The organism is Pseudolysinimonas sp. 10J20-29 (assembly GCF_055809595.1).
The window spans coordinates 2196987-2223977 of the sequence record NZ_CM147917.1 but is presented as its reverse complement, the minus strand read 5'-3'; the positions used below and the strand labels follow the sequence as shown (position 1 = coordinate 2223977).

At 68.0% G+C, this 26991-nt stretch carries 22 protein-coding genes and 2 pseudogenes; 22 read left to right on the top strand and 2 right to left on the bottom strand.

Features of this window, described 5'->3' with window-relative positions; translation table 11 throughout:
• Positions 1–12 precede the first annotated feature (12 nt).
• Positions 13–3886: pseudogene (locus AC0L6Y_RS10780) on the top strand (DNA-directed RNA polymerase subunit beta').
• A 10-nt stretch (positions 3887–3896) separates the two neighbouring features.
• On the opposite strand, the gene AC0L6Y_RS10775 reads toward AC0L6Y_RS10780, so the two are convergent.
• On the bottom strand, positions 3897–6095 hold the full coding sequence (locus AC0L6Y_RS10775; RefSeq protein ID WP_473552184.1) for a sensor histidine kinase: 2199 nt from the start codon (positions 6093–6095) through the stop codon (positions 3897–3899).
• Positions 6092–6754 (bottom strand): response regulator transcription factor, encoded by a 663-nt coding sequence (locus AC0L6Y_RS10770; protein ID WP_473552181.1) that lies wholly within the window; start codon positions 6752–6754, stop codon positions 6092–6094. The genes AC0L6Y_RS10775 and AC0L6Y_RS10770 overlap by 4 nt, the downstream gene beginning before the upstream one ends.
• A gap of 214 nt (positions 6755–6968) precedes the next feature.
• Between AC0L6Y_RS10770 and AC0L6Y_RS10765 the strand changes: the two genes are divergently transcribed.
• The 21 genes and pseudogenes from AC0L6Y_RS10765 to rplC all read left to right on the top strand — a co-directional run bounded on the left by AC0L6Y_RS10765 (position 6969) and on the right by rplC (position 26991).
• Entirely contained in the window at positions 6969–7319 is a 351-nt protein-coding gene (locus AC0L6Y_RS10765) for a hypothetical protein (RefSeq protein WP_473552178.1), read from the top strand.
• A 77-nt stretch (positions 7320–7396) separates the two neighbouring features.
• Complete coding sequence (locus AC0L6Y_RS10760) at positions 7397–8218, top strand: hypothetical protein (protein WP_473552175.1); 822 nt, start codon at positions 7397–7399, stop codon at positions 8216–8218.
• Positions 8190–8603 carry a hypothetical protein gene (locus AC0L6Y_RS10755; protein ID WP_473552172.1) on the top strand — a complete coding sequence of 138 codons (414 nt, stop codon included), beginning with the start codon at positions 8190–8192 and terminating at the stop codon, positions 8601–8603. The genes AC0L6Y_RS10760 and AC0L6Y_RS10755 overlap by 29 nt, the downstream gene beginning before the upstream one ends.
• 131 nt (positions 8604–8734) lie before the next feature.
• Positions 8735–10400 (top strand): annotated as a pseudogene (locus tag AC0L6Y_RS10750) (GspE/PulE family protein).
• Positions 10401–10432: 32 nt separating this feature from the next.
• The gene (locus tag AC0L6Y_RS10745) at positions 10433–12235 is read left to right on the top strand and encodes a type IV pilus twitching motility protein PilT (RefSeq protein WP_473552169.1); all 1803 of its coding nucleotides are present in this window, start codon (positions 10433–10435) and stop codon (positions 12233–12235) included.
• Between the two features lie 16 nt (positions 12236–12251).
• Positions 12252–13484: a type II secretion system F family protein gene (locus AC0L6Y_RS10740; RefSeq protein WP_473552167.1), complete on the top strand. Its 1233-nt coding sequence runs from the start codon at positions 12252–12254 to the stop codon at positions 13482–13484.
• 151 nt (positions 13485–13635) lie between these two features.
• Positions 13636–14067 (top strand): type IV pilin protein, encoded by a 432-nt coding sequence (locus AC0L6Y_RS10735; protein ID WP_473552165.1) that lies wholly within the window; start codon positions 13636–13638, stop codon positions 14065–14067.
• Positions 14068–14151: 84 nt separating this feature from the next.
• Positions 14152–14583 (top strand): type IV pilus modification PilV family protein, encoded by a 432-nt coding sequence (locus AC0L6Y_RS10730; RefSeq protein ID WP_473552164.1) that lies wholly within the window; start codon positions 14152–14154, stop codon positions 14581–14583.
• Positions 14580–15149, top strand: a complete 570-nt coding sequence (locus tag AC0L6Y_RS10725; protein ID WP_473552161.1) for a PulJ/GspJ family protein — start codon at positions 14580–14582, stop codon at positions 15147–15149. Before AC0L6Y_RS10730 ends, AC0L6Y_RS10725 begins: the two co-directional genes overlap by 4 nt.
• On the top strand, positions 15140–16906 hold the full coding sequence (locus tag AC0L6Y_RS10720; RefSeq protein WP_473552158.1) for a bactofilin family protein: 1767 nt from the start codon (positions 15140–15142) through the stop codon (positions 16904–16906). The genes AC0L6Y_RS10725 and AC0L6Y_RS10720 overlap by 10 nt, the downstream gene beginning before the upstream one ends.
• Positions 16903–17724: a prepilin peptidase gene (locus tag AC0L6Y_RS10715; protein WP_473552157.1), complete on the top strand. Its 822-nt coding sequence runs from the start codon at positions 16903–16905 to the stop codon at positions 17722–17724. Before AC0L6Y_RS10720 ends, AC0L6Y_RS10715 begins: the two co-directional genes overlap by 4 nt.
• Before the next feature lie 25 nt (positions 17725–17749).
• The gene (pilM, locus tag AC0L6Y_RS10710) at positions 17750–18793 is read left to right on the top strand and encodes a type IV pilus assembly protein PilM (RefSeq protein WP_473552156.1); all 1044 of its coding nucleotides are present in this window, start codon (positions 17750–17752) and stop codon (positions 18791–18793) included.
• A complete protein-coding gene (locus AC0L6Y_RS10705; protein WP_473552154.1) occupies positions 18790–19530 on the top strand; it encodes a hypothetical protein in 741 nt (246 codons plus the stop codon). The genes pilM and AC0L6Y_RS10705 overlap by 4 nt, the downstream gene beginning before the upstream one ends.
• A complete protein-coding gene (locus AC0L6Y_RS10700) occupies positions 19527–20240 on the top strand; it encodes a hypothetical protein (RefSeq protein ID WP_473552152.1) in 714 nt (237 codons plus the stop codon). Before AC0L6Y_RS10705 ends, AC0L6Y_RS10700 begins: the two co-directional genes overlap by 4 nt.
• A 313-nt stretch (positions 20241–20553) precedes the next feature.
• Positions 20554–20928, top strand: coding sequence for a 30S ribosomal protein S12 (rpsL, locus tag AC0L6Y_RS10695; protein ID WP_141145283.1), 375 nt, complete (start codon positions 20554–20556; stop codon positions 20926–20928).
• Positions 20928–21398 (top strand): 30S ribosomal protein S7, encoded by a 471-nt coding sequence (rpsG, locus tag AC0L6Y_RS10690; RefSeq protein ID WP_294178381.1) that lies wholly within the window; start codon positions 20928–20930, stop codon positions 21396–21398. The genes rpsL and rpsG overlap by 1 nt, the downstream gene beginning before the upstream one ends.
• Positions 21399–21512: 114 nt before the next feature.
• Positions 21513–23627: an elongation factor G gene (fusA, locus tag AC0L6Y_RS10685; protein ID WP_473552150.1), complete on the top strand. Its 2115-nt coding sequence runs from the start codon at positions 21513–21515 to the stop codon at positions 23625–23627.
• A 107-nt stretch (positions 23628–23734) separates the two neighbouring features.
• The gene (gene tuf / locus AC0L6Y_RS10680) at positions 23735–24928 is read left to right on the top strand and encodes an elongation factor Tu (RefSeq protein ID WP_473552148.1); all 1194 of its coding nucleotides are present in this window, start codon (positions 23735–23737) and stop codon (positions 24926–24928) included.
• Positions 24929–25085: 157 nt separating this feature from the next.
• Entirely contained in the window at positions 25086–25301 is a 216-nt protein-coding gene (locus AC0L6Y_RS10675) for an antitoxin (RefSeq protein ID WP_473552145.1), read from the top strand.
• 694 nt (positions 25302–25995) lie between these two features.
• Positions 25996–26304: a 30S ribosomal protein S10 gene (rpsJ, locus tag AC0L6Y_RS10670; protein WP_294178374.1), complete on the top strand. Its 309-nt coding sequence runs from the start codon at positions 25996–25998 to the stop codon at positions 26302–26304.
• 36 nt (positions 26305–26340) lie between these two features.
• Positions 26341–26991 carry a 50S ribosomal protein L3 gene (gene rplC, locus AC0L6Y_RS10665; RefSeq protein ID WP_473552143.1) on the top strand — a complete coding sequence of 217 codons (651 nt, stop codon included), beginning with the start codon at positions 26341–26343 and terminating at the stop codon, positions 26989–26991.

Sequence of the window (26991 nt, the reverse complement as noted above, 5' to 3'; positions counted from 1 at the left end):
AGAGACACACACGTGATCGACGCAACTACTTTCGATCAGCTCCGCATCGGGCTCGCGACCAGCGCTGACATCCGCGCATGGTCGTACGGCGAGGTCAAGAAGCCGGAGACGATCAACTACCGCACCCTGAAGCCCGAGAAGGACGGTCTGTTCGGTGAGCAGATCTTCGGACCCTCGCGGGACTGGGAGTGCTCCTGCGGCAAGTACAAGCGAGTCCGCTTCAAGGGCATCGTCTGCGAGCGCTGCGGCGTGGAGGTCACCAAGTCCTCCGTCCGCCGTGAGCGCATGGGCCACATCGAGCTCGCCGCCCCGGTGACGCACATCTGGTACTTCAAGGGTGTGCCGAGCCGTCTGGGCTACCTGCTCGACATGGCGCCGAAGGACCTCGAGAAGGTCATCTACTTCGCCGCCTACATGGTGATCTCGGTCGACGAGGAGGCACGTCACGCCGACATGCCCGGCCTCGAGAACGAGCTCCGCCTCGAGATCAAGCAGCTCGAGTCGCAGCGCGACTCGCGGATCGCCGCGCGTCTGTCGACGCTCGAGACCGAACTCGCCGCCCTCGAGGAGGAAGGCGCCAAGGCCGAGCCGAAGCGCAAGCTCAAGGACGCCGCCGAGAAGGAGATGTCGCAGACCCGCAAGGCCTTCGACGAGCAGATCAAGCAGCTCGAAGAGGTGTGGGAGCAGTTCCGCACCCTCAAGGTCGGCGACCTGAAGCCGGAAGACAGCGTCTTCCACGAGCTCCAGGACCGCTTCGGTCTCTACTTCGAGGCGTTCATGGGCGCCGAGTCGATCAAGAAGCGCCTCGAATCCTTCGACCTGGCCGCCGAGAGCGAGACCCTCCACGAGGAGATCGCCAACGGCAAGGGCCAGAAGAAGATCCGTGCGATCAAGCGTCTGCGCGTCGTCAACTCGTTCCTGCAGACCGGCAACTCGCCGGCCGCCATGGTGCTCGACGTCGTCCCGGTGATCCCGCCGGAGCTGCGCCCGATGGTGCAGCTCGACGGTGGCCGCTTCGCGACCTCCGACCTCAACGACCTCTACCGTCGTGTGATCAACCGCAACAACCGTCTGCGTCGTCTGCTCGACCTCGGTGCGCCCGAGATCATCGTCAACAACGAGAAGCGGATGCTGCAGGAGGCCGTCGACGCGCTGTTCGACAACGGCCGCCGCGGTCGCCCCGTCACCGGAACCGGCAACCGCGCCCTGAAGTCCCTGAGTGACATGCTCAAGGGAAAGCAGGGTCGCTTCCGCCAGAACCTGCTCGGCAAGCGCGTCGACTACTCGGGCCGTTCGGTCATCATCGTCGGACCGCAGCTCAAGCTGCACCAGTGCGGTCTGCCGAAGCAGATGGCGCTCGAGCTGTTCAAGCCGTTCGTCATCAAGCGCCTGATCGACCTGAGCCACGCGCAGAACATCAAGAGCGCCAAGCGCATGGTCGAGCGTTCGCGCCCGCAGGTGTGGGACGTGCTCGAGGAGATCATCCGCGAGCGCCCCGTGCTGCTGAACCGTGCGCCCACGCTGCACCGTCTCGGCATCCAGGCCTTCGAGCCTCAGCTCGTCGAGGGCAAGGCGATCCAGCTGCACCCGCTCGTCTGCACCGCGTTCAACGCGGACTTCGACGGTGACCAGATGGCGGTTCACCTGCCGCTCTCGGTCGAGGCGCAGGCCGAGGCCCGCATCCTGATGCTCGCCTCGAACAACATCCTGAAGCCGTCGGACGGCCGCCCGGTGACCCTGCCCAGCCAGGACATGATCATCGGTCTGCACCACCTGACGACGCTCAAGGAGGACGCGGAGGGCGCCGGTCGTGCCTTCTCGTCGGTCGCCGAGGCGATCCTCGCGATGGACCAGGGCTCGCTCGACCTGAACGCGCCCGCGCGGATCCGTCTCGAGAACGTGCACCTCGCCGACGCCCCGGAGGACTTCGTCCAGGGCTCGACGAAGCTCGTCGACACGACCCTCGGTCGCGCGCTTTTCAACGAGACGCTCCCGGCGGACTACCCGTACGTCGAGGCCGTCGCCGACAAGGGCAAGATCTCGGCGATCGTCAACGACCTCGCCGAGCGCTACCCCAAGGTGGAGGTCGCTGCGGCGCTCGACCGGATCAAGGACGCGGGCTTCCACTGGGCGACCCGCTCCGGCGTCACGGTCGCGCTGTCGGACATCCTGACGCCTGCCGAGAAGCCGGCGATCATCGCCAAGCACGAGAAGCAGGCCGCCAAGGTCCAGAACGACTTCGACCTCGGAAAGATCGAAGACGCCGACCGTCGTGCCGACCTGATCAAGATCTGGACGGAGGCGACCAAGGAGGTTGCCGACGCGATGCAGGCCGGGTTCCCCAAGGACAACAACATCTTCCGGATGGTGTCCTCGGGTGCTCGTGGTAACTGGCTGCAGGTCCGCAACATCGCCGGTATCCGTGGTCTGGTGGCGAACCCGAAGGGTGAGACCATCCCGCGTCCGATCATCTCGTCGTACCGTGAAGGCCTCTCGGTCGCCGAGTACTTCATCGCGACGCACGGTGCTCGCAAGGGCCTCGCCGACACGGCGCTCCGTACGGCCGACTCGGGATACCTGACGCGTCGTCTCGTTGACGTCTCGCAGGATGTCATCATCCGCGAGGACGACTGCGGCACGAGCAAGGGCCTCGAGCTCCCGATCGCGACGGTGGTGGACGGCGTCCTCACCCGTGACGAGAACGTCGAGAACGCGGTCTACGCGCGAAGCCTCGCTGAGGACGCGGTCGACGCGAAGGGCACGGTCGTCGCGGCGGCTGGCTCCGACGTCGGCGATGTCCTCATCGACACGCTCATCGCGGCCGGTGTCGAGTCGATCAAGGTCCGCTCGGTCCTGACCTGCGAGTCCGCGGTCGGCGTCTGCGCGGCCTGCTATGGCCGTTCGCTCGCGACCGGAAAGCTCGTCGACATCGGCGAGGCCGTCGGCATCATCGCGGCCCAGTCGATCGGTGAGCCCGGAACGCAGCTCACGATGCGTACCTTCCACCAGGGCGGCAGTGCCGGTGCGGACGACATCACGCAGGGTCTGCCGCGTGTCACCGAGCTCTTCGAGGCGCGCACCCCGAAGGGTGCGAGCCCGATCGCGGAGACCGCCGGTCGCATCGTGATCGAGGACACCGACAAGCAGCGCCGGATCGTGCTCACGCCCGACAACGGCGACGAGCCGCAGGTGTACCCGGTGCTCAAGCGCGCGACCCTCCTCGTCGAGGACGGGCAGCGACGTTGAGCTCGGCCAGCAGTTCGTGGTCGGAAACCTGGACCCGAAGGAGGTGCTCCGCGTGCAGGGTGTTCGCGCCGTGCAGAAGCACCTCGTGGATGGCGTCCAGGGCGTGTACCGCTCGCAGGGTGTTCCGATTCACGACAAGCACATCGAGGTCATCGTGCGGCAGATGCTGCGCAAGGTCACGGTGGTCGAGCACGGCGACACCGACCTGCTCCCGGGCGAGCTCGTTGACCGGTCGCGCTACAACGCGATCAACCGCGCGTCGCTCACCGAGGGCAAGAAGACCGCGTCGGCGCGTCAGGAGGTCATGGGCATCACCAAGGCCTCGCTGGCCACCGAGTCGTGGCTGTCGGCCGCGTCCTTCCAGGAGACGACCCGCGTTCTGACGCAGGCCGCCATGGAGGGCAAGTCCGACCCGCTGATGGGTCTCAAGGAGAACGTCATCATCGGTCAGCTGATCCCGGCGGGTACCGGTCTCAACCGCTACCGCAACGTGACGGTGGAGGCGACCGAGGAGGCGAAGGCGGAGCGCTACCCGAACCGCATCTTCACCGACGACGCGTCGTTCAACGAGGCGGACCTGAGCTTCGTCGACTTCGACTCGTTCAGCTCCGACGACTTCACGCCCGGAACCTACAACTAGGTCTCGTTCGTCAGTCGAGATCGACGGCCCCGCTCGCACTTCGGTGCGGCGGGGTCGTCGTCGTTTCGAGGTCGTCGAGGGTCAGGGTGAGTCGGCGCGGGCTCGCGCTGTCGACGAGCACCGTGGCCAGGGCGGTTCCGGATTCGGGAGGCAGGCGGACCACGACGCGGCCCGCCTCGGCGGCGTCGAGTTCGGCGGCGATGCGCGCGCGGAGGGCGCCCGCGATGGCACGCGGCAGCTCGGTGGCGCGGTCATCCAGCATGACCACCTCGACCCCGCGCCGACGGGCGCTGCGGGCGGCCGAGCTGACCGGCTCGCCGGCGAGGGTTCGCGCCCGGAGCCCGTCACGCAGCTCGGCTTCGGCGAACGCCGCCTCGGCACGCACCTCGTCGGTGAGCTCGTCCTCGGCCGCGATGGCGCGCAGCGATGGTGCCGCGATGCCGTAGGCCCAGCGCACGCGGGCGCGTCGCTCGTGCTCGGCGGCGTTGGTGGCGGCGGCGGCCGCGGCGAGCCGGCTGTTCGAGGCCGCGAGCGCATCCAGCTCGTCGCGCACTCGGCCGACGGCGACGATGAAGATCGTGCCGATGACGAGGATCGCGACCTGGCGCAGCATGATCCCGGCGATCATTGGGGCGCCGAAATGCGAGAGCGCCCCCCAGAGCAGTGCGGCGAGCAGCATTCCGAGCATTCCGAGCCAGGCCGCGCCGAGGCGACCGCGCAGCGCGAGCGCCAGCAGCAGGAACGCGGAGGCGCCGAGGTGCCACATCGAGTGCCCGGTGCGCACGATCGGCCACGACACGAGCAGCACGAGCACGGGCGGCGTGGCCGCCGCGATAACGGTGTGCCGGATCGGCAGCACCACCCCGCGGGTCGAGGTGGTCGAGAGCAGGACGCCGGCGAACAGGCCGACGCCGACGAGGGCCGGGCCCGGGGTCTCGGTGGACGGGAGCGAGGTGAGGGCGAGCACCGCCGTCACGACGACCACGATCAGGCTCACCGCGCGCGTGGGCCCGCGCGGCAGGTCGAGGACGCGGATGGGGAGCAGCTTCACCGACGCCACCGCCCACTCCAGCTCGACCTGGGTTCCGCGACCCGGAGCCGATCGAACGCGGGCCGCGGCGCCCGGGAGCGACTCGAGGCGTCCCACGATGCTCGCCCGCAGGCCGAGGCGTCCGGCAGGAACCAGCTCGGGATCGAACCCGACACCGTCGTCGACGATTCTGACGAACAGGCGGTCGCCATGGAGACTCACGCGCACCTGGGGGAGCTTGTGTCCGAGGCGGGCGTGCCGGAGCGAGTTGCGTGCCGCCTCCGCCGCGGCATCGGCCAGCGCATCGGCGACGGCGGGCGGCACGCCCGGGAGTTCGGCGGGGAACAGCAGCGGGATGCGCGGAGACACCCGGTCCAGTCGCGCGCGCAGCGCCTGGCGCAGGTCGACGAGCGTGCCTTCCGCCGCGTCGGACTCGCGAACGCCGGTCGCGAGCGCGGCGACGGCGCTGCTCGCCTGGTCGCGCAGGGCTTGCGTGCTGCGGACGCCGGCGCGCGAGCCGAGCATCAGGACCGCCAGGACGGTGTCGTGGAGCACCGCGTTGATGCGCCGTCGTTCCCGCGCCCGTGCGTGCGCCGCCGCGACGACCGCGGCATGGCGGGTGACCGCGCGGCTCTCCTCGTTGACTCGGCGAGCCCGGTCGATGGTGAACTGCGCCAGTGCGATGAAGACGGCGCAGAACATGAACGAGTACAGCCCGTCCTGGAGGCCGGCGACGAAGCCGCTCATGTCCGGCCCGCGCGTCCGCGACGCGATCACGATGACGGCGACGACCGAGTTGTAGGTCCAGGCGAGACTGCGCGGCGCCGCCAGCGCGACCGCCGAGGTGGCCGCGGCGGTGTTGTTGAGCACCCACTCGGTCTCGGCCAGCGGCAGCGGAGCCACCATGAACAGCGAACTGAACGCCGCGGTCAGATATCCGACGCCGGTGACACCCAGCAGGATGCGCGCCGCGGAGAGCGAGGCGATGGGCATCGCGAGCGAGGTGAGCACCGGCAGGGCGAAGACGGCGAGCACCGCCGCCACCGTCCACCAGGCGGGGGCGAAATCCTGCTGCACCTCGATCGACCGGATCGACAGCAGTGCGAAGAGCGCCGCGCCGATCGCCACCACGACCGCCATGCTGCGGATGAGTCGCAGCTCGGCGCTGCTCGACGTCACTCGCGCCTCGAACCCGGTCCCGCGACGTAGCCGTCCTCCACCGCGCGCTTGTAGAGGTCGACCCGGGAGACGGCGGGGCGGCCGACGGCGGCGTACTTCATCCGGATCCGGCGGACGTACTCCGCGACGGTCTTCTCGGACAGCCCGGCGGCGTGCGCCACGCTGACCGACTTCTCGCCGGAGGCGTAGAGGGCGAGGACCTCGCGTTCCTTGGGGCTCAGCCGCGCGTCGCTGAGGCGGGGGTCGGCATCGATCGCCGCGGCCCATTCGATGGTGGCGACGGCGTCGCCGCTCGCGGCGGCACGCAGCGCGGCGATGAGCACGTCGGAGCTGTCGGTCTTGCGCACGATCCCGAGCGCCCCGGCGGCGGCCGCGTCGCGCACGCCGTCGGCGTCCTCGGCGCCGGTGAAGCACAGCGCGGCGAGGCCCGCCGCCTGCAGCCGATGCAGGTTGCCGGTCACGCCGGAGCCGTCGGCGAGGCGGATGTCGAGCACGACGAGATCGATCTCGGAGGCGGCGTCGAGCACCGGGCCGATGGTCGCGGCGGAGACGACAAGGCGGAACTCGGGGTGATCTTCGAGAATCGCGGCGAGGCCGCGGCGCATGGCCTCGTGGTCATCGACGTGCGCCAGGCGCACGGTGCTGAGGGGGGCGTCCATCCTCGTCTCTCCCTCTGCTGTCCCGTTTCGGTGGCGCTCGCGGTGGGGTCGAGCCTACTCGCGTTGACGTTCCCTCGTCCTCCTGTTGGGGTACGCCTGGCGCATCTTGTCCCCCAAACGGGTGTCAGGAAAGCGACGACTGGGGCGAACGGTCTGTGTCGAGCACACTGTTTATCACGCACCTTGACTAATTCATCCGCGCATGGGAGCAGACATGATCGCGCACCGCCACCTGATCTCGACGATCGCCGACGAGTGGAGCGAGTCCGCCGGCGGCGCATTCGACGCCGCGGAGGGCGGGGTCATGTGCAGCGGATGCGCCACCTCCGATCTGGTCTCCGAGCTCAGCGCGGCGGTGTGGCCGCACGCCGCGCTCCACCGCCTGGTGACGCCGATCGAAGAGGTCCTGAACTGCGCCGTCGAGAACTACATCGCCACGGCGCCGGACCGCGAGTCGACGCTGCATCTCGTCGACGTCTACCGCGATGAACTCCGCTCCAGTGCCCGCATGGTCGTCGACCGGGCGCTGCTGCGAGGAAACTTTCTCGGCGCCGTCCCGGTCTAGGCCGAGCGGAGGAAACCCGCCCGTCGCGCCTGGGGGTCCACTTGCTAGAGTGGCCCCGAGACGTGAAGGAGACCTCCATGGCTGACGACTCCGAAGGACAGAAGCGTTCCACGCCGGACCCGGCGGACGGCGCCGAGAAGACCATGTCCGACACCGCTGACCTCGATCGCGACGCTCTGGTCGTCGACGACGAGGTCGTCGCGGCCGACGCCGAGGTGATCCCCGAGAGCGCCGCCGACGCGGACGTCGTGGTCGCGACCGAGCAGGTCACGACCGAGCAGACCTCGATCGAGGAGCCGGCGGCGGCCGACGCTCCCGCCCGAGTCGTCTTCGTCGAGACGCCCGCACCGCCGCGCAACCGAGGCAACCGCGTGGCTGGTGCCGCCCTCGCCCTCCTCGGGGCCGTGGTGTTCGCGCTCGTCTACGCGCTGGCCGTGTTCGTGCTCATCTTCGCCACCGAGCCCTCCGAGTTCGTCGCCGCGGCCTTCTCGGCCTTCCTGAGCGGTGCGGCACTCTGGATCCCGGTCCTCTTCTTCGCGCTGAGCTTCCTCCTGGCCGTTCTCATGCTGAATCGCGCCGGCTGGTGGGTGCACATCGTGGTGAGCCTCGTCGTCGGCGCGGCCACCTACTTCGGCTCGATCGGCCTGCTGCTGCTGGTCGACAATGTCGTGCTGATGTCGCCCAGTGAGGCGAGCGACGCGTTCGTGGCGCTCGCGCTGGATCCGCGCGTCATCATCGCGGCGCTCGCAGCACGAGAGGTCTCGATCTGGATCGGTCTGGCGGTCGCCGCGCGCGGTCGCCGCGTGAAGGCGCGCAACCTGGAGCGCCGCGCGGAGTTCGAGCGCGAACTCGCCGAGAAGAAGGCGGAACGTGAGCGGGCCGCGGCCAGCTCGACCTGAGTTCTTCCTGGCGCTCCTGACGACCGCCCTCTGGGCAGCGAGCGCCTTCGCCGCGATGGGGATGCTCGCCTGGGCGCTCGACCGTGAGCCGGTCGCGCGCCCTGTCGGCCCGGCCTACGCCTTTCTCGCTCTGCTGGTCGCGGGCGTCTTCCTGTGGCTGCTGACGGGGTTCGCGGTGCGTGCGGAGCGCCCGTGGGTGGCGATGGTCGCGGCCGCCGCCGGCGTGTATCTGTCGATCGTGCTCACCGCCTTCGTCGTCGACTTCGGGCTCCTCGTCGAGCAGGCGACGAGCGTCTTCGTCATCGCGGCCGCGTTTCTTGCCGCGCCGACGACCGCGCTGGCGTGGTGGCTCGCCACGGTTCGGCCCCCCCGGACGCGGGACTAGTCGCCGCGACACGGGCCGGGATAGCCTGACGACCACAGAGGGACGAGACCGGGATTCACCGGTGCCGCATCCGCTCTGGCACTGGCCGATTCGGGGGGAACGGTCAGAGCAGTGAGCCCGTAGGGGGTGACATGGCCTCCCTTTCCGAGATTCTCATCATCCGTGGGCTGATGCCGATCCAGAGCCTGGACCAGGTGACGGGCGACCCCGCCCAGGACGACCAGCACGTCCGCGAGCTGATCGAGACCGGCGTCGTGACCGAGAGCCAGGTCGCCTCAGCGCGGGCCGCGCAGCTCGGACTCCCGTTCGTCGACCTGACCGAGTACCCGGTCGACCGCGCCGCGGTCGCGCTGGTACCGGTTCCGGTGCTGCGGCGCTACAACGTCCTGCCGATCGGGCGCGACGGGGACCGCCTGCTGCTGGCGATGTCCGACCCGAGCAACGTGCTGGCGATCGACGATGTGCGCGCCGCCGTGCGCATGCAGGTGCGTCCGGTGATGGCCGAGCGCTCCGACCTGGCCGCCGCGCTCGACCGCTTCGTCCGCTCCGATGGCGAGCTCGACGAGCTCAGCACCGCCATCGTCGAGGAGTCGAGCGACTCGACCGACGTCGCGGTCAACGAGCCCGCCGAAGATGACGCGCCGATCGTGCGGTTCGTCAACCTGCTGATCAGCCAGGCGATCCAGGACCACGCCTCCGACATCCACATCGAGCCCGCCGAGAACGACCTCAACGTGCGCTACCGCATCGACGGCGTGCTGCACGAGATGAACCGGGCGCCCAAGAACATCCAGAATGGCGTGATCTCGCGACTGAAGATCATGTCGGATATCGACATCGCCGAGCGCCGCAAGCCGCAGGACGGACGGATGTCCGTCATGCACTCCGGGCGCCGGATCGACCTGCGCGTCGCGACCCTGCCGACGGTGTACGGCGAGAAGGTCGTCATGCGTATCCTCGACAACTCGTTCGACGGGACTCGGCATGGAGCAGCTGCGGCCGCTGGGCCGGAACGCCGAGGTGTACAAGAAGTCGTACACCAAGCCCTACGGCATGATCCTGGTCACCGGGCCGACCGGCTCCGGCAAGTCGACGACGCTCTACACGACCCTCAACGAGGTGTCGCGACCCGAGATCAACGTGATCACGGTCGAGGACCCGGTCGAGTACCGGCTCGCCGGAATCAACCAGGTGCAGGTCAACCCGAAGGCCGGCCTGACGTTCGCCAGCGCGCTGCGCTCGATCCTGCGATCGGACCCGGACGTGGTCCTGATCGGTGAGATCCGCGACCACGAGACGGCGCAGATTGCGATCGAAGCCTCGCTCACCGGTCACCTGGTGCTGTCGACGCTTCACACGAACGACGCCCCGAGCGCCGTCACGCGACTCATCGAGATGGAGATCGAGCCGTTCCTGGTCGGCTCCGCGCTCGACTGCATCGTCGCGCAGCGACTCGCGCGTCGCCTCTGCGACCGCTGCAAGGAGCCGTACCAGCACGATGCCGCCGAGCTCGAGCACATGCGCTTCGGGTTCAACCCGATGGCGGGCGCTCCGACGCTGTATCGCGCGGTGGGCTGCCCGGCGTGCTCCAAGACGGGCTACCGCGGCCGCATCGGCCTGCACGAGGTGATGCCCGTGACCGAGGAGATCGAGCGCCTCGCGGTGACGCGAGCCTCGGCCGCCGAGATCGGTCGCGTGGCCCAGCAGCAGGGCATGATCACGCTCCGCCAGGACGGCTGGGCCAAGGTGCAGCTCGGCCTGACTTCCATCGAAGAGATCCTGCGAGTCGTCGCCTGAGGCGACGAGCTCGTGTGCGAAAAGGAGGGGCCATGGACAAGCCCATTTACGAACTTCCGGTGACTGACGAGGGGATGCCGCCATTCGGCGCGCCCGGAGCCGGCGGGGCGACGCAGCCCCGACACGGCGCAGCGCCGAACCAGATGTCGGGGCCGACGACGGTCGACTACACGCAGCTCCCGCCCCCCGCGGATCCGTCTGTCGCGTCGTACCTCTCGGCCCCGGCGCCGACCACAGCGCCGCCCGCGGCGGCGACCGCGGCCGCGACCGCGCCGCCCGCAGCCGCGCCCAGCGGCAGTGCGCCCAACGGCAGCGCGCCCCACGGCACCGCGGTGCCGCAGCCGGGCACGGCGAGCGTCGGCGGCCCCACCGGGCCCATGGAGCCCGGTGCGTCGGGCTTCGCCCCGCCGATTCCCGGGTTCACGCCCGCCCCGGACGCGCCGCCCGCGGTCGCCCCGGCCGCTGCCGCGCCGAGCGCGCCGAGCGCGCCCGCCGCACCCGGCTTCACGCCGGCACCGGAATCGGCGCCCAGTTTCACGCTGGCACCGGAGGCGGCCCCCGGCTTCACCCCGGCGCCGGGCGCGACGCCCGGTTTCACCCCGGCGCCGCAGGCCGCGGCACTGCCGGTCCCCGAGTTCGAAGACGCTCCGAGCCTGGCCTCGGTCCTGCCGCCCGATGCCCCGTCCTTCATTGACGACGAGTTCACTGCCGCGGCCCGGGAGACGGTCGATGCCGACCTGATCGCGGCGATGCAGCAGGTGCTCATGCTCGGCGCATCCGATCTCCACGTCTCGGCCGGCAGCCCGCCGATGCTCCGCATCGACGGGTCGCTGCGGCCCGTCGAGAACGCGGAGGTCTGGGACCGCGCCCGCGTCTCGGATGCGCTGCGTTCGCTGCTGACCGAGGCGCAGTCCGAGCGATTCGAGCGCGCGCTCGAACTCGACTTCGCGTTCACGCTGTCGGCCAACGCGCGATTCCGCGTCAACTTCTACCAGCAGCGCGGTGCGATCGGTGCCGCGTTCCGACTCATTCCGACCGAGATCAAGCAGCTGAGCCAGCTCGGCGTGCCCGACAAGGTCGGGGACTTCGCGAAGCTGCCGCGTGGACTGGTGCTCGTCACCGGGCCGACCGGCTCCGGCAAGTCCACGACGCTCGCGGCGCTCATCGACCTTGTCAACCGCACGCGCACCGACCACATCGTGACGGTCGAGGATCCGATCGAGTTCCTGCACCGCAACCAGCGCTCGCTCGTGAATCAGCGCGAGGTCGGCCACGACACGCACGACTTCGGCAGCGCGCTCAAGCACGTGCTGCGTCAGGACCCCGACGTGATCCTGATCGGCGAGCTCCGCGACCTCGAGACGATCTCCGTCGCGCTGACCGCCGCCGAGACGGGCCACCTCGTCTTCGCGACGCTGCACACGCAGGATGCGGCGCAGACGATCGACCGCGTGATCGACGTCTTCCCGCCGCATCAGCAGGCGCAGGTGCGAGCGCAGCTCGCGAGCACGCTCCAGGGCGTCGTCTGCCAGACGCTCGTGAAGCGCGCCAGCGGCTCGGGGCGCGCCGTCGCGACCGAGCTGCTCGTCACCACCTCGGCGATCGCGAACCTGATTCGCGAGGGCAAGACCTACCAGGTGCGCTCGGCCCTGCAGGCGGGGCGCGGTCTCGGAATGCACACGATGGATCAGCATCTCGCCGAGCTCGTCAACACCGGCCAGGTCGCCTTCGGCGCCGCGGTCGAGAAGGCGCAGGACCTCGAGGACTTCAAGCGGCTGGTCAACCGGTCCGGCGAGGCCGACGCCGGCGCACCGACGTTCTCGAGCCAGATGTGATCCCGAAGGAGCCGACATGTCGACCACGCTGACCTACGCCTACAAGGGCCGCGACTCCGCCGGCAAGCTCGTGAAGGGCCGCGTTGAGGCCCCGAGCGAAGCGGCGGTGGTCACCCGACTGCGCACGATGTCGATCTCGCCGATCGAGATCAACCAGTCCGCTGCTGCGACCGGACTCCAGATGGAGCTGAGCCTCGGCAACCGCGAGAAGAAGGTCAAGCTCAAGGACCTCGCGGTGATGTCGCGGCAGCTCGCCACGATGATCGCGGCCGGACTCTCGCTGCTGAAGGCGCTCACGATCCTGTCGGAGCAGACCGAGAACAGGGCGCTGGCGCGCTCGCTCGGCAATGTTCGCCAGCTGGTCGAGACCGGAAGCTCGTTCTCCGATGCGCTCGCGCGTCAGGGTCGGGTGTTCCCGCCGCTCATGATCCATCTCGTGCGGGCCGGTGAGGCCGGCGGCTTCCTCGATCAATCGCTCGAGTCGACGGCGCACACCTTCGAGAAGGACGTGCAGCTGCGGCAGACGATCAAGTCGGCCATGACCTATCCGGTCGTCGTGCTCGTGATGGCGATCGTCGCCGTCATCGGCATGCTGCTGTTCATCGTCCCGGTGTTCAAGAACATGTTCGCGGACCTGGGCGGCGAGCTGCCGATGGCGACCCAGGTTCTCGTCGTTCTCTCCGAGAACATGTTCTGGCTCCTGCCGATCCTCCTGGTCGCCGGCGGCGCCGGTGCGTGGTGGTGGAGCAAGCACAAGTACGACGACAACGTGCGCTCGACGGTGGACCCGTGGCGGCTGAAGGTCCCGGTCTTCGGGGAGCTGTTCCGCAAGGTCGCGATTGCCCGGTTTGCTCGGAACTTCGCCACCATGACGCGCTCCGGCGTGCCGATCCTGCAGTCGCTCGCGATCGTGGGGGAGACCTCCGGCAACTGGGTGATCGAGGAAGCGCTGCGCAAGATCCAGGACTCGGTGCGCTCCGGCAAGTCCGTCTCCGGGCCGATGGCCGCCGAGGCTGTGTTCCCGCCGATGGTGGTTCAGATGGTCGCGGTGGGCGAGGACTCGGGGTCGATGGAGCAGATGCTCGGCAAGATCGCGGACTTCTACGAAGACGAGGTGCAGTCGATGACCGAGCAGCTGACCGCGCTCATCGAGCCGCTCATGATCGCGTTCATCGGCCTCATCGTCGGAGGCATCATCGTCGCGCTCTACATGCCGATGTTCTCGCTCTACGACCAGATCGGCGGCTAGCCCCCTCCAACTGGGGGCGCCAACGGCTGCTTCTCCCCCCATTCGCGGGATTCCGGGATGGGGGCGCACAACTGAATATTGATGTGGGGGGTCAAGCACCATGGGGGGCCGCCCATCCAAATCTCGATAACTCGAACAGGATGGCAAAGAAATGATGTCTGCAATTCACAAGTCGATCGCCGCGAAGCGCGACGCGATCAAGAACGACGAGCAGGGCTTCACGCTCATCGAGCTCCTCGTCGTCGTCCTCATCATCGGAATTCTGACCGCGATCGCGATCCCGGTCTTCCTCGGTCAGCAGGACCAGGCCAAGGACGCCGCCGCGAAGTCGGACCTCGGCAACGCGAAGGTCGCGATGATCTCGTACGCCACCGCGAACAACGGCACCTACCTGGCCGCGAGCGACGCGGCCGCGACCGCGACGGCTCTCGGCACCTACGGCTACGTCGCCTCGAGTGGCCTCACCGCCGCCGTCTCGGTCGTCACGGGCGGCTCGAGCTTCTGCCTCCAGGCCACGTCGGGTACCGGAAACATCTTCAGCATCACCTCGTCGGGCGCGGTCGCGTCGGGCGCCTGCAGCTAACGTCTCGCTGCAGTGGGGCGCCGGAGTCACTCCGGCGCCCCACACACACTTCCGCATCACGATCCGAGAGGGGGGCTCGATCGCATGTTTGACAAGAATCGCACCGAGGCCCGCCTCGGGGTTCGCACCGCAGCGGACGACGACCGCGGCTTCGGCCTGATCGAGATCGTCGTCTCGATGTTCATCCTGGCGGCGCTCTCGCTCGCCTTCATCCCCCTGCTCGTGCAGGGTCTCAAGATCTCCGCGGAGAACACGACGTTCGCGACGGCGACGCAGCTGGTCAACGAGCGCCTGTCGCTCGCACAGAGCGCCGGCCCCTACTGCGACGCCGTGCAGGTGCTCGCCGGCGAGGCTGATACCGACGACCCGCGCGATGTGACGATCCGCGTCACCACTGTCATCGAAGCCTGCCCGACCTCGGCGACCGGCACGGTGAAGGCGACCGTCACCGCCACACGGACGGACACCGGCGCCGTCCTGGTCTCCGCCTCGACTCTGGTCTACGTGACGACATGACTTTTCGCGCGCTGCGCCGCGACGACGGCCTCACACTGACCGAGATGATCGCCTCGGCGGCGATCTTCGCGCTCATCTCCCTGACGCTCGGCGGCGTGATGATCAGTGTGACCAATGCGCAGCAGACGGTTTCGACGTCGACGTCGGCCGCCAACACCGCCCAGACCGCCGTCGACAGCATCGACGCGGGAATCCGCAACGCCGCAGCGGTGGATCTCACGACCACCGGCGACGACCAGCTGCTGGTCGCCAAGGTCGCGGGCTCGGGAACGACGCTCACCTGGCGCTGCCAGGGCTGGTACTACTCAGCTGCGGGCACCGGCACCCTGTGGACCACGCAGACGGCGACCGGCACCCAGATCACGACCCCGACGTCGGCGCAGCTGTCGACCTGGACCCTGCTCGCCGACGGCGTCTCCCCGAGCGATGGCTCGACCGTGTTCACGCACAACGGCTCGCAGGTTGAGGTCGGATTCCTCGTCGCTGTCTCGGGAACGTCGCCGCTCCAGATGGATTTCACCACATCGTCGTTGCTGGGAGTAACGGAGGACACATCATGCTTCTGACACGTTTGCACCCTCGCCTGACCGGCTTCAAAGACGACGATCGGGGCGCAGCAATGGCCGCGGTGATCGGGCTGATGGCGGTCTCGCTCCTGCTCTCGACCCTCGTGGTCAGCTCGGTCGTCACCGCGACGGGGGTGACCTCGAGCGCACGTGCCAACGTGCAGTCCCAGGCGGCCGCGGAGGCTGGCGTCGCCGCGGCACGCGCGGGACTCGCCGCGGGGACGTGCGCGGCCAACGGCAACAAGTACGAGAGCGCGAGCGGCACGACGCCGCGCTACATCGCGACCGTGTGGGTGCCGATCGGCACCGCGTGGGCGCGCGGCTGCCCTAGCGACCTCTCGACGGAGCTGCGCATCCTCTCGACCGGCTACGCGTCGGCGGAAGGCGTCGCCGGGAACTCGGCGCACGATGAAGCGCACATCGAAGTCGTCCTCAGCAGCGCGCAGAGCCAGGTGGAGCTCAACGCGAGCGGTCCCGCGATCTACTCCTACAGCGGCAACGGCTTCTCTGGCGGGGGCTCGATCTTCTCCGTCGACGGATCCACGCCGTCGGTGCTGATCAAGACCGGCGACGTGAGCTGCACCGGCGGCGCCGACGGCGAGACCGATCTCGTTGTCGCGGCCGGCAACATCAAGGCCTCCGGCGGGTGCTGGATCACGGGCAGCGCCTGGGCCAGCGGCAGCATCACCGCCTCGGGCGGTGCGCAGATCGACGGCGACGCGATCGCCAGCTCGATGTCTCTCGCGGGTGATCCCGTCGGGGGCAGCGTGTGGGCGACCAACGACGTTGCCCTGTCGACGTCGGTGGGGGGAACCCTGTCGGCGGGCAGCCTCAGCTTCACGAACGGAACCATCGGCGGCAGCGTCAAGGTCACCAATCTGGCGTACCTGCGAGGCAGCGCGACGATCGGCGGCAACGCCACCGCGGGTTCGCTGGAGTTCAAGAACGGCGGAACGGTCAAGGGCAACGCGTGGGTGTACGGGCTGACCACGCTCACCAACGGCGCGCGAATCGATCAGAATCTGCGGACGGCGAGCCTGAGTCAGCCGAACAAGGCCAGCGGGTTGGTCGGCGGCACGACAACGGTGGCGGCGAGCGCCGCGAACTCGAGCCCCTACGCCAATATCGCGACCGCGCCGGCGATGCCGCTGGTGCCGAACTGGGTCGACTTCGACTACGACCCCGCCGACTGGTCGGGCTTCACGATCAAGACGATCACGGGCAGCACCTGCTCGTACTCGCAGGTCGTCAACGCGATCAACAGCGCCGCAGGCGCCAAGGTCGTCGTCAACGCGCTCGGCTGCTCGGGCGGGATCTCGATCAGCGGAAGCGACGTCGTCACGCTCTCGGCCGACACCGCGATCTTCGCCTCGCAGTTCAGTCTCAGCGGCGGCGGTGGATTCACCTCGAGCGCGGAGCGTCAGCTCTGGCTGATCGCCCCGGACGACACCGACAACGATGCCCCGACCTGCACCACGGGCAACAACTCCTACGCGGTCTCCGGCGGCTTCTCCTTCCACACCAACCTCGACGTGATGATGTACACGCCGTGCGCGGTCAAGCTGACCTCGAGCACGACGTTCCAGGGACAGCTGTACACGGGTGAAGCGAGCATGGCCGGCTCGTCGAGCCTCGGCTACGTCGTGATCGGCCTGCCCGGCGTCAACCTGAGCACCGGCCAGGAGGAGACGACGGTCGTCATGACCGAGGCCGACCGCACCGTGACGTCGTCGCGAAACGTGAGCGCGGGCAATTGACGATCTCGCTCGCTGTCGGCGCGTTCGGGGCCCTCATCGGGTCGTTCCTGAACGTCGTCGTCTACCGCGTTCCGGCGCGGCGGTCGATCGTCTCGCCGCCGAGTGCCTGCGGTGCCTGCGGTCACGCGATTCGGGCCTACGACAACATCCCGGTCATCTCGTGGCTGGTGCTGCGGGGCAAGTGCCGCGACTGTCGGGCGCGGATCTCTCCGCGTTATCCGCTCGTCGAGTTGGCGACTGCCGTGGTTTTCGCGATCGTCGCCTGGGTGTTCCTGCCCGCCGCGTTCGCCGCGACATTGACCTTGGAGCTCGCCGCGGCCATCATCCAGCTCGTCGCCTATCTGTACCTTGCCGCGATCAGCATCGCGCTCGCGCTCATCGACCTCGACACGCGCCGCCTGCCCAACGTGATCGTGCTTCCGGCCTACGCCGTGGGAGCCGTGCTGCTGACGGCGGCTGCCGCGCTGACCGGCGACGGAGCGGCGCTGCTGACCGCTGGCCTCGGTCTGCTCATCTGGGGCGGGCTGTACTTCGTGCTCGCGGCCGTCTGGACCGGAGGAATGGGGTTCGGTGACGTCAAGCTCGCGGGCGCTCTGGGGCTCTTCCTCGGCTTCCTCGGCTGGCCGACCCTCATCGTGGGCCTCATTGCGGGCTTCCTCGCCGGGGGCATCTTCGGCATTGCGCTGATGCTTGCCGGGCGCGGGCGCAAGGCTGCGATAGCGTTCGGGCCGTGGATGCTCCTCGGCGCCTGGGTGGGAATCCTCGGGGGGCCGGCGATCTTGCACGGCTACCTCGGGTTGTTTGGACTCGCGCTCTAGCGCAACGGATTACAGGGAGACAGCGATGAGTGGCACAGTGGTCGGCGTCGACATCGGCAGCGCGTCGATTCGCGCCGTCGAGGTGCGGGGGTTCGACTCCGCGAAACCGGTCGTCGTGCGCACGCACGAGGTGCCCGTGCCCGACACCGCGGTGCGCCGCGGCGAGGTCGTCGAGGCCGGGACGGTCGCGACCGCGCTCCGCCGGCTGTGGTCGACCGGGCGCTTCGGATCGAAGAACGTCGTGCTCGGCATCGGCGGCACGCGCGTCTTCGCCCGCGACCTGTCGGTCCCGCGGGCGCCGCTCGGGCAGATCCGTGAGTCACTGCCCTTCCACGTCCAGGATCTGCTGCCGGTGCCGGTCACCGAGGCGGTGCTCGACTACTACCCGATCGCCGAGCACGAGAGCGAGACGGGGCCGCAGGTCTCGGGTCTGCTCGTGGCCGCCGTGAAAGAAGCCGTCACGACCAACGTGTCGGCCGCGATGGCCGCCGGGCTGAATCCGATCCAGGTGGACCTGATTCCGTTCGCGCTGGTCCGGGCGATGACGCCGCGGCGCTCCGCTCAGGGCCGCGAGGTTCTCGTGTCGCTGGGGGCCAACACGACGAACGTCGTCGTCGTGGAGGACGGAGTGCCCCTGTTCGTTCGCATCATCCCGAACGGCGCCGACGACATCACGCGCGCGATCGCCACGCGTCTGCAGTGGGCTCCGGATCGCGCCGAGCAGGTCAAGCGCTCGCTGGGGATGGGAGGCGCGATGCTGCGACCCGAAGACCGACCGCCGATCGAGATCATCTACGAAGTCGTCGGCGAACTGCTCTCGAGCGTTCGAAACACCTTGAGCTACTACGCCACCGCGAAGCCGAACGAGCCGGTCGCGCGCATTCTGCTGGCGGGCGGCGGAGGCCAGATGTCGGGGGTGCCGAACGCGCTCGCCGACCTCACCGGCCTGCCGGTGGCGCTCGCTGAGCCGTTCGCGGCCGTCACTACGAAGTCGCACCAGCGATCGTCCGTCGCCGAAATGGATTCGTACGTCACGGCCTTCGGCCTTGCGCTGGGGAGCCACGAATGAGCGCCGCAACGAAGAAGCTGGTGCTCGCCGGCGAGCCCCGCGTTCAGCTCCTGCCGCCGGTGGTGCAGGAACGCGCGAAAGCGCGGGCGGCGCGTCGCATGATGATCCTGCTCATGGTCCTCGCACTGGTTGTCGTGGCGGGCGGCGTCGCGTACGCATTCAGCCGGTCGGTGGCGGCTGGGGTCGCGCTCGCCGAAGCCCAGGCTCGCACGGATGCGCTTGTCGCCGAACAGCTCACGTATGCCGAAGCGGCCACCACCGCTGGCCTGGTCGAGGCGACGAAGTCAGCGCAGGCGCTGGTGACGGCGACCGAGGCGGACTGGGCATCGGTCTACGCGGAGATGTCACGCCGCTTGGCTTCCTCGACGAGCATCGACTCCGGGGTCTTCAATGCGCCCGCGCCCTGGGACGGGATCACACCGTCGATCACGGGCGTCGACACGGTCGACGGGCTGATCTCTCTGTCAGTGGTCATCGAGTCGAAGAAGATCATCACGGCCGCCGAGATTGCCGAGCGGCTGCACACGATGACGGGTTATGCGTCATCGTGGATCAACGAAACGCGGCTTGAGAACGGGATCTACAAGACGAGCATCGTCGTCACGCTCGACACTGATGCACTGACGCAACGATTCGCATCGACGTCGGCTGACGAATCCGCCGAAGCCGGGGCGACGGACGAGGCCGACAGTCCCGATGAGTCGTCGACCGAGTCGAGCGAGGAGGTGGCGCCGTGACCGCGCAACGGATCTGGGGCGTCGTGACGGCGCTCGTCATCATCGCCGTGCTGGGGCTGGGCTGGCTCCTCGGCGTGTCTCCGCTGTTGACCGCCGCGAGCGATGCCGACGCGCAGCGCGAACAGGCTGAGGCGGCCAACCTTGCGCAGGAGGCGGTCCTCGTCGACCTGCGCGCCAAGTTCGACAATCTCGACGACTACCGTCTTGAACTCGCTGATCTCCGCGACAGCCTGCCCGCAAGTTCGCAGATCGAGGAGATCTACGCCCAGCTTTCGCGGCTCGCTGATGACGCCGACGTCACGATCTCCGGGGCCGTCACCGGTTCGCCGCTCCGGTACGGAACGAACGCCGATGGGACCGCGGTCGTTGTCGCGGACGGCGCCAGCTTGGCGGCCCCTGCGCCCACAGGTCTGGTGGCGGAGGCGCTGTACGCCATCCCGGTGACGCTGACGGTCAGCAGCAGGCCCGGCGAGGTGTTCGATTTCGTCGAGCTGCTGCAGCGCGACTCGCGACTCACGCTGGTGACCAACGTCACGTTCGTGGGAGGCAGTTCGGACGATCCGAGCGCCACGATCACGGCGTACATCTTCGTGATGCACGACTCGACGTACGACCCGGACGCGCCCGCGCCTGACGAGGCCGAACCCACGGCCGAGCCGACCGCCGAGCCGACCGACACCGCGACCCCGACACCCACCCCGACCCCGTAGTCTGGGGCCGGATCCGGGCCGAATCGCACGCCGCGACATTGCGCCCGGTTACGCGCCGGACTATCATCGACTGCGTGTGTGCTCTTTGCACACGATTCCCTGTGCTCCCACGACCTCGGTCGCGTGTGTCAGGGGTCGGAGTGAGTTGAGCGCATCCAGAGGGTCACGCCCGTCGAAGCGATTCGGTGCGGGTGGCCCCCACGGCATATCCATCACACACACGCGAGTCGGTTCCGGCTCGCGGATGGATCCCGATGGACGATTTACCACCCATCAGCCGCTGTCACCGTGCAGCGATTATTGAGGAGCACTTTTGCCCACCATTCAGCAGTTGGTCCGCAAGGGCCGGACGCCGAAGGTCGTTAAGACCAAGGCGCCGGCGCTGAAGGCCAATCCCCAGCAGCGCGGAGTTTGCACCCGCGTCTACACGACCACCCCGAAGAAGCCGAACTCGGCCCTTCGCAAGGTCGCGCGCGTCAAGCTCTCCAACGGCACCGAGGTCACCGCCTACATCCCCGGCGAGGGCCACAACCTGCAGGAGCACTCGATGGTGCTCGTCCGCGGCGGTCGTGTGAAGGACCTCCCCGGCGTGCGCTACAAGATCGTGCGCGGCGCGCTCGACACCCAGGCCGTCAAGAACCGTCAGCAGGCCCGCAGCCGCTACGGCGCGAAGAAGGACAAGAAGTAATGCCTCGTAAGGGTCCCGCCCCGAAGCGTCCCGTCGTCGCCGATCCGGTGTACGGCGCGCAGGTCGTCAGCCAGCTCGTCAACAAGATCCTCCTCGACGGAAAGAAGGACCTCGCTCAGCGCATCGTCTACGGTGCGCTCGACGGAGTCGCTCAGAAGTCCGGACAGGATGCCGTCCAGGTTCTCAAGAAGGCGCTCGACAACGTGCGCCCGACCCTCGAGGTCAAGAGCCGTCGCGTCGGCGGATCGACGTACCAGGTTCCCGTCGAGGTCAAGCCGCACCGTGCGAACACTCTCGCGCTGCGCTGGCTGACCAGCTACGCCAAGTCGCGTCGTGAGAAGACGATGACCGAGCGCCTGACCAACGAGATCCTCGACGCGTCGAACGGTCTCGGCGCAGCGGTCAAGCGCCGCGAGGACACGCACAAGATGGCCGAAGCCAACAAGGCCTTCGCTCACTACCGCTGGTAGCCAGCAGCTGGCCGAGCAGCGCGCGAGCGCGGACCGAGACCCAGGTTTCGAGACGCCGCTTCGCGCCTGCTCGACCGGCGCCCCAACATCAACTTCTAACGTTAGGAACTGCCCGTGGCACAGGACGTGCTCACTGACCTGACCAAGGTCCGCAACATCGGCATCATGGCTCACATCGATGCGGGAAAGACCACGACCACCGAGCGCATCCTGTTCTACACGGGCATCACCCACAAGATCGGTGAAGTCCACGATGGCGCTGCCACGATGGACTGGATGGCGCAGGAGCAGGAGCGCGGCATCACGATCACGTCGGCCGCGACGACCTGCTTCTGGGACAAGCACCAGATCAACATCATCGACACGCCCGGCCACGTCGACTTCACCGTCGAGGTGGAGCGCTCGCTCCGCGTGCTCGACGGCGCGGTTGCCGTGTTCGACGGCAAGGAGGGCGTTGAGCCCCAGTCCGAGACCGTCTGGCGCCAGGCCGACAAGTACGACGTCCCGCGCATCTGCTTCGTCAACAAGATGGACAAGCTCGGCGCCGACTTCTACTTCACGGTCGACACCATCGTCAAGCGCCTCGGCGCCAAGCCGCTGGTCCTGCAGCTTCCGATCGGATTCGAGAGCACCTTCGAGGGTGTCGTCGACCTGGTCGAGATGCGTGCGCTGACCTGGCGCGGCGACTCCAAGGGTGACGTCCAGATGGGCGCCAAGTACGAGATCGAAGAGATCCCGGCCGACCTGGTCGACAAGGCCAACGAGTACCGCCAGCTGCTTCTCGAGACCGTCGCCGAGAGCGACGACGCACTGCTCGAGAAGTTCTTCGCGGGCGAAGAGCTCACGGTCGCCGAGATCAAGGGCGCGATCCGCAAGATGACGATCGCGAGCGAGCTCTACCCGGTGCTCTGCGGTTCCGCGTTCAAGAACCGCGGCGTGCAGCCGATGCTCGACGCGGTCGTCGACTACCTCCCCAGCCCGCTGGACGTGCCCGACATGGTCGCGCACGACCCGCGTGACGAGGAGAAGGAGATCATCCGCAAGCCCTCCTCGACCGAGCCCTTCTCGGCGCTCGCGTTCAAGGTCGCGGTGCACCCGTTCTTCGGTCGCCTCACCTACATCCGCGTCTACTCGGGCACCATCGAGTCGGGCTCGCAGGTCGCCAACTCGACCAAGGGCAAGAAGGAGCGCATCGGGAAGATCTTCCAGATGCACGCCAACAAGGAGAACCCGGTCGACAGCGTCAGCGCCGGTCACATCTACGCCGTGATCGGTCTGAAGGACACCACCACCGGTGACACCCTCTCGGACATGCAGGAGCAGGTCGTCCTCGAGTCGATGACCTTCCCCGAACCGGTCATCGAGGTCGCGATCGAGCCCAAGACCAAGGCGGACCAGGAGAAGCTGGGAACGGCGATCCAGAAGCTCGCCGAAGAGGACCCGACGTTCCGCACCGAGCAGAACCAGGAGACGGGTCAGACCGTCATCAAGGGAATGGGCGAGCTGCACCTCGACATCCTGGTCGACCGCATGAAGCGCGAGTTCAACGTCGAGGCGAACGTCGGCAAGCCGCAGGTCGCCTACCGCGAGACCATTCGCAAGACGATCGAGAAGTTCGACTTCACCCACAAGAAGCAGACGGGTGGATCGGGTCAGTTCGCGAAGATCCAGATCAAGCTCGAGCCGCTGGAGGTCACTCCGGAGACGACCTACGAGTTCGTGAACGCTGTGACGGGTGGTCGCGTTCCGCGCGAGTACATCCCCTCGGTGGATCACGGAATTCAGGACGCGATGCAGGTCGGCGTGCTCGCCGGCTTCCCGACGGTGGGCGTCAAGGCGACGCTCCTCGACGGTGCCTCGCACGACGTCGACTCCTCGGAGATGGCGTTCAAGATCGCCGGATCGATGGCCTACAAGGAGGCCGCGCGCAAGGCGAGCCCCGTTCTGCTCGAGCCGCTGATGGCGGTCGAGGTGCGTACGCCCGAGGAGTACATGGGCGACGTCATCGGCGACCTCAACTCGCGGCGCGGTCAGATCCAGTCCATGGAGGACGCCACCGGCGTGAAGGTCGTGTCGGCAAAGGTCCCGCTGTCCGAGATGTTCGGATACGTCGGCGACCTGCGCTCGAAGACCTCGGGCCGCGCGGTGTACTCGATGTCGTTCGACTCCTACGCCGAGGTCCCCAAGGCCGTGGCCGACGAGATCGTCCAGAAGAGCAAGGGCGAGTGACCTTTCAGGTCTCTCGTCTGCGAACCCCACTAAAGTAACCAAGTACCCAAACAGCGGATCATCCGGAAACCATCCGGGTTCCGCGCCGAGTCCTGAGGAGGACCCAAGTGGCTAAGGCCAAGTTCGAGCGGACCAAGCCGCACGTCAACATCGGAACGATCGGTCACGTCGACCACGGCAAGACGACCCTCACCGCTGCCATCTCGAAGGTTCTCGCAGAGAAGTACCCCTCGGATGTCAACGTGCTGCGCGACTTCGCCTCGATCGACTCGGCGCCGGAAGAGCGCCAGCGTGGTATCACGATCAACATCTCGCACGTCGAGTACGAGACCCCGAAGCGCCACTACGCGCACGTCGACGCCCCCGGTCACGCTGACTACATCAAGAACATGATCACCGGTGCGGCCCAGATGGACGGCGCGATCCTCGTGGTTGCGGCGACCGACGGCCCGATGGCGCAGACCCGTGAGCACGTGCTGCTCGCCAAGCAGGTCGGCGTGCCGTACCTGCTGGTCGCGCTCAACAAGTCCGACATGGTCGACGACGAGGAGATCCTCGAGCTCGTCGAGCTGGAGGTGCGCGAGCTCCTCTCGAGCCAGGACTTCGACGGCGACAACGCGCCGGTCGTGCGCGTCTCGGGCCTCAAGGCTCTCGAGGGCGACGCCGAGTGGAGCGAGAAGATCCTCGAGCTCATGGAGGCCGTTGACAACAACGTGCCCGACCCGGTGCGCGACAAGGACAAGCCGTTCCTGATGCCGATCGAGGACGTCTTCACGATCACCGGTCGTGGAACCGTCGTGACGGGTCGCGCCGAGCGCGGCACCCTCGCGATCAACTCCGAGGTCGAGATCGTCGGCATCCGCCCGACGCAGAAGACCACGGTCACGGGTATCGAGATGTTCCACAAGCAGCTCGACGAGGCCTGGGCCGGCGAGAACTGTGGTCTGCTCCTTCGCGGCACCAAGCGCGAGGATGTCGAGCGCGGCCAGGTCGTCGTCAAGCCGGGTTCGGTCACGCCGCACACCAACTTCGAGGGCACGGCGTACATCCTGTCCAAGGACGAGGGTGGCCGTCACAACCCGTTCTACGGGAACTACCGCCCGCAGTTCTACTTCCGCACCACCGACGTCACCGGCGTCATCACGCTGCCCGAGGGCACCGAGATGGTCATGCCCGGCGACACCACCGACATGACGGTTGAGCTGATCCAGCCCATCGCCATGGAGGAGGGCCTCGGCTTCGCCATCCGTGAGGGTGGCCGCACCGTGGGCGCCGGCAAGGTCACGAAGATCAACAAGTAAGTACCTTCGTACTTCCGCGAACGGGGTCGAGCCGCAAGGCTCGGCCCCGTTTCGTCGTGTTCGGCAGGTGTTGGGGCGACGCGGGTTGCCCCGGTTCGCCGAAGTCCGAAGAATGGAGGCGCGTGCGGGGAGCTGCTCCGCCGCGGAAGGAGCAGTCATGGGATTCGACATCGGCGACCTCGGCGACAAGGCCAAGGAGATGCTCGAAAGCGACCAGGTCCAGGACGCGCTCAAGAGCGAGCAGGCCGAGGACATCAGCGACAACGTGCTCGACAAGCTCGAGGACGCCGTGGACGGTGCGACCGGCGGCAAGTTCACCGAGCAGATCTCCGACGCGCGCGACGCCGCCGACGGAGCCGTCGGCACCGACTAGTCGTCGCAGGACTCGAAGGCCCGGTGCGCGCGCTGCACCGGGCCTTTTCGCGCCCGTGGCGCCCCACAGGCGGGCTCCGACGCTGCCGCACGCCAGCGCTGTGCATCGGCGAAATCGCGAAGCGCAGCGACCGCGCTCGGTGCGCGGAGCGCGCGACGCCGCAGGAGCGGCGGCGGGTTCTGCGGACGTCAACTCGAGCGGAAATCGCGAAGCGCAGCGACCGCGCTCGGTGCGCGGAGCGCGCGACGCCGCAGCAGCGGCGGGGGTTCTTGCGGACGTCGACTCGAGCGGAGATCGCGAAGCGCAGCGACCGCGCTCGGTGCGCGGAGCGCGCGACGCCGCAGGAGCGGCGGCGTCGCCAGAAGGCACGACACGCCCGGGTTGCAGCAAATGCCGGGGTGTGGCAAACTCTTCTAGTTCGACATTCCGCGCTTCGATGCGCGGATCACTGCCAGGCAGTGCATAGCCGCCGGAACTACGGTTCTGACGCAGGCTAGGCCGCGGGGAGCAGAACAAAAAGCTTCAATCGAATCCAATCCTCGTCGGGATTTCGTGCGTTTGCGCGCGCGTGCCGGCGAGTGGGGTGGATTGACAGAAGAACAGTGGTGCGTCAGCACGAAAGGTTCGTGAAGAACCGGACGTTGTTGCGCGATGCCTCGCAACGCGAGGTGTGAGACAGAGAAGAGAGATGCACATGGCGGGACAGAAGATCCGCATCCGGCTGAAGTCATACGACCACGCTGGCCTCGACGCCTCGGCGCGCAAGATCGTTGACACGGTCACCCGTGCGGGTGCCACCGTGGTCGGTCCGGTTCCGCTTCCGACGGAGAAGAACGTGGTCACCGTGATCCGTTCTCCCCACAAGTACAAGGACAGCCGCGAGCACTTCGAGAAGCGCACCCACAAGCGTCTGATCGACATCATCGACCCCACTCCCAAGGCGGTCGACTCGCTCATGCGCCTCGACCTCCCCGCCGACGTCAACATCGAGATCAAGCTCTAGTCCCCGCGACTGGCGCTCAGAAATCAAGGAATTCCAATGTCTGCAGTCAAGACGACCAAGGGTCTGCTCGGCACCAAGCTCGGCATGACCCAGGTCTGGGACGAGAACAACAAGCTCGTTCCGGTGACCGTCGTCCAGATCTCCCCGAATGTCGTGACCCAGGTCCGCTCGGTGGAGAAGGACGGCTACGCCGCGGTTCAGATCGCCTACGGGCAGATCGACCCCCGCAAGGTCAACAAGCCCGCCGCTGGCCACTTCGAGAAGGCCGGCGTCACGCCGCGCCGCCACCTCACCGAGGTTCGGACGGCTGACGCTGCCGAGTACACCGCGGGCCAGGAGCTCGCCGTGGACATCTTCGAAGCCGGCCAGTTCGTCGACGTCGTCGGCACGAGCAAGGGCAAGGGCTTCGCCGGTGTCATGAAGCGCCACAACTTCAAGGGTGTCTCCGCTTCGCACGGTGCGCACCGCAACCACCGCAAGCCCGGCTCGATCGGTGCCTCCTCGACGCCCAGCCGCGTCTTCAAGGGCATGCGCATGGCCGGCCGCATGGGTGGCGAGCGCGTCACGGTTCAGGGCCTCAAGGTCCACGCCGTGGACGCCGAGAAGGGCCTCCTGCTGGTCAAGGGCGCCGTTCCCGGCGCGCGTGGCCGCATCGTGTTCGTCCGCAACGCCGTGAAGGGTGCGTGA

Excerpts from the sequence above, each read along its gene's own strand:
- AC0L6Y_RS10770 (WP_473552181.1), bottom strand. The coding sequence starts at position 6,754 with ATGGACGCCCCCCTCAGCACCGTGCGCCTGGCGCACGTCGATGACCAC.
- AC0L6Y_RS10765 (WP_473552178.1), top strand. The coding sequence starts at position 6,969 with ATGATCGCGCACCGCCACCTGATCTCGACGATCGCCGACGAGTGGAGC.
- AC0L6Y_RS10760 (WP_473552175.1), top strand. The coding sequence starts at position 7,397 with ATGGCTGACGACTCCGAAGGACAGAAGCGTTCCACGCCGGACCCGGCG.
- AC0L6Y_RS10745 (WP_473552169.1), top strand. The coding sequence starts at position 10,433 with ATGGACAAGCCCATTTACGAACTTCCGGTGACTGACGAGGGGATGCCG.
- AC0L6Y_RS10740 (WP_473552167.1), top strand. The coding sequence starts at position 12,252 with ATGTCGACCACGCTGACCTACGCCTACAAGGGCCGCGACTCCGCCGGC.
- AC0L6Y_RS10735 (WP_473552165.1), top strand. The coding sequence starts at position 13,636 with ATGATGTCTGCAATTCACAAGTCGATCGCCGCGAAGCGCGACGCGATC.
- AC0L6Y_RS10730 (WP_473552164.1), top strand. The coding sequence starts at position 14,152 with ATGTTTGACAAGAATCGCACCGAGGCCCGCCTCGGGGTTCGCACCGCA.
- AC0L6Y_RS10725 (WP_473552161.1), top strand. The coding sequence starts at position 14,580 with ATGACTTTTCGCGCGCTGCGCCGCGACGACGGCCTCACACTGACCGAG.
- AC0L6Y_RS10720 (WP_473552158.1), top strand. The coding sequence starts at position 15,140 with ATGCTTCTGACACGTTTGCACCCTCGCCTGACCGGCTTCAAAGACGAC.
- pilM (WP_473552156.1), top strand. The coding sequence starts at position 17,750 with ATGAGTGGCACAGTGGTCGGCGTCGACATCGGCAGCGCGTCGATTCGC.
- AC0L6Y_RS10705 (WP_473552154.1), top strand. The coding sequence starts at position 18,790 with ATGAGCGCCGCAACGAAGAAGCTGGTGCTCGCCGGCGAGCCCCGCGTT.
- rpsG (WP_294178381.1), top strand. The coding sequence starts at position 20,928 with ATGCCTCGTAAGGGTCCCGCCCCGAAGCGTCCCGTCGTCGCCGATCCG.
- AC0L6Y_RS10675 (WP_473552145.1), top strand. The coding sequence starts at position 25,086 with ATGGGATTCGACATCGGCGACCTCGGCGACAAGGCCAAGGAGATGCTC.
- rpsJ (WP_294178374.1), top strand. The coding sequence starts at position 25,996 with ATGGCGGGACAGAAGATCCGCATCCGGCTGAAGTCATACGACCACGCT.
- rplC (WP_473552143.1), top strand. The coding sequence starts at position 26,341 with ATGTCTGCAGTCAAGACGACCAAGGGTCTGCTCGGCACCAAGCTCGGC.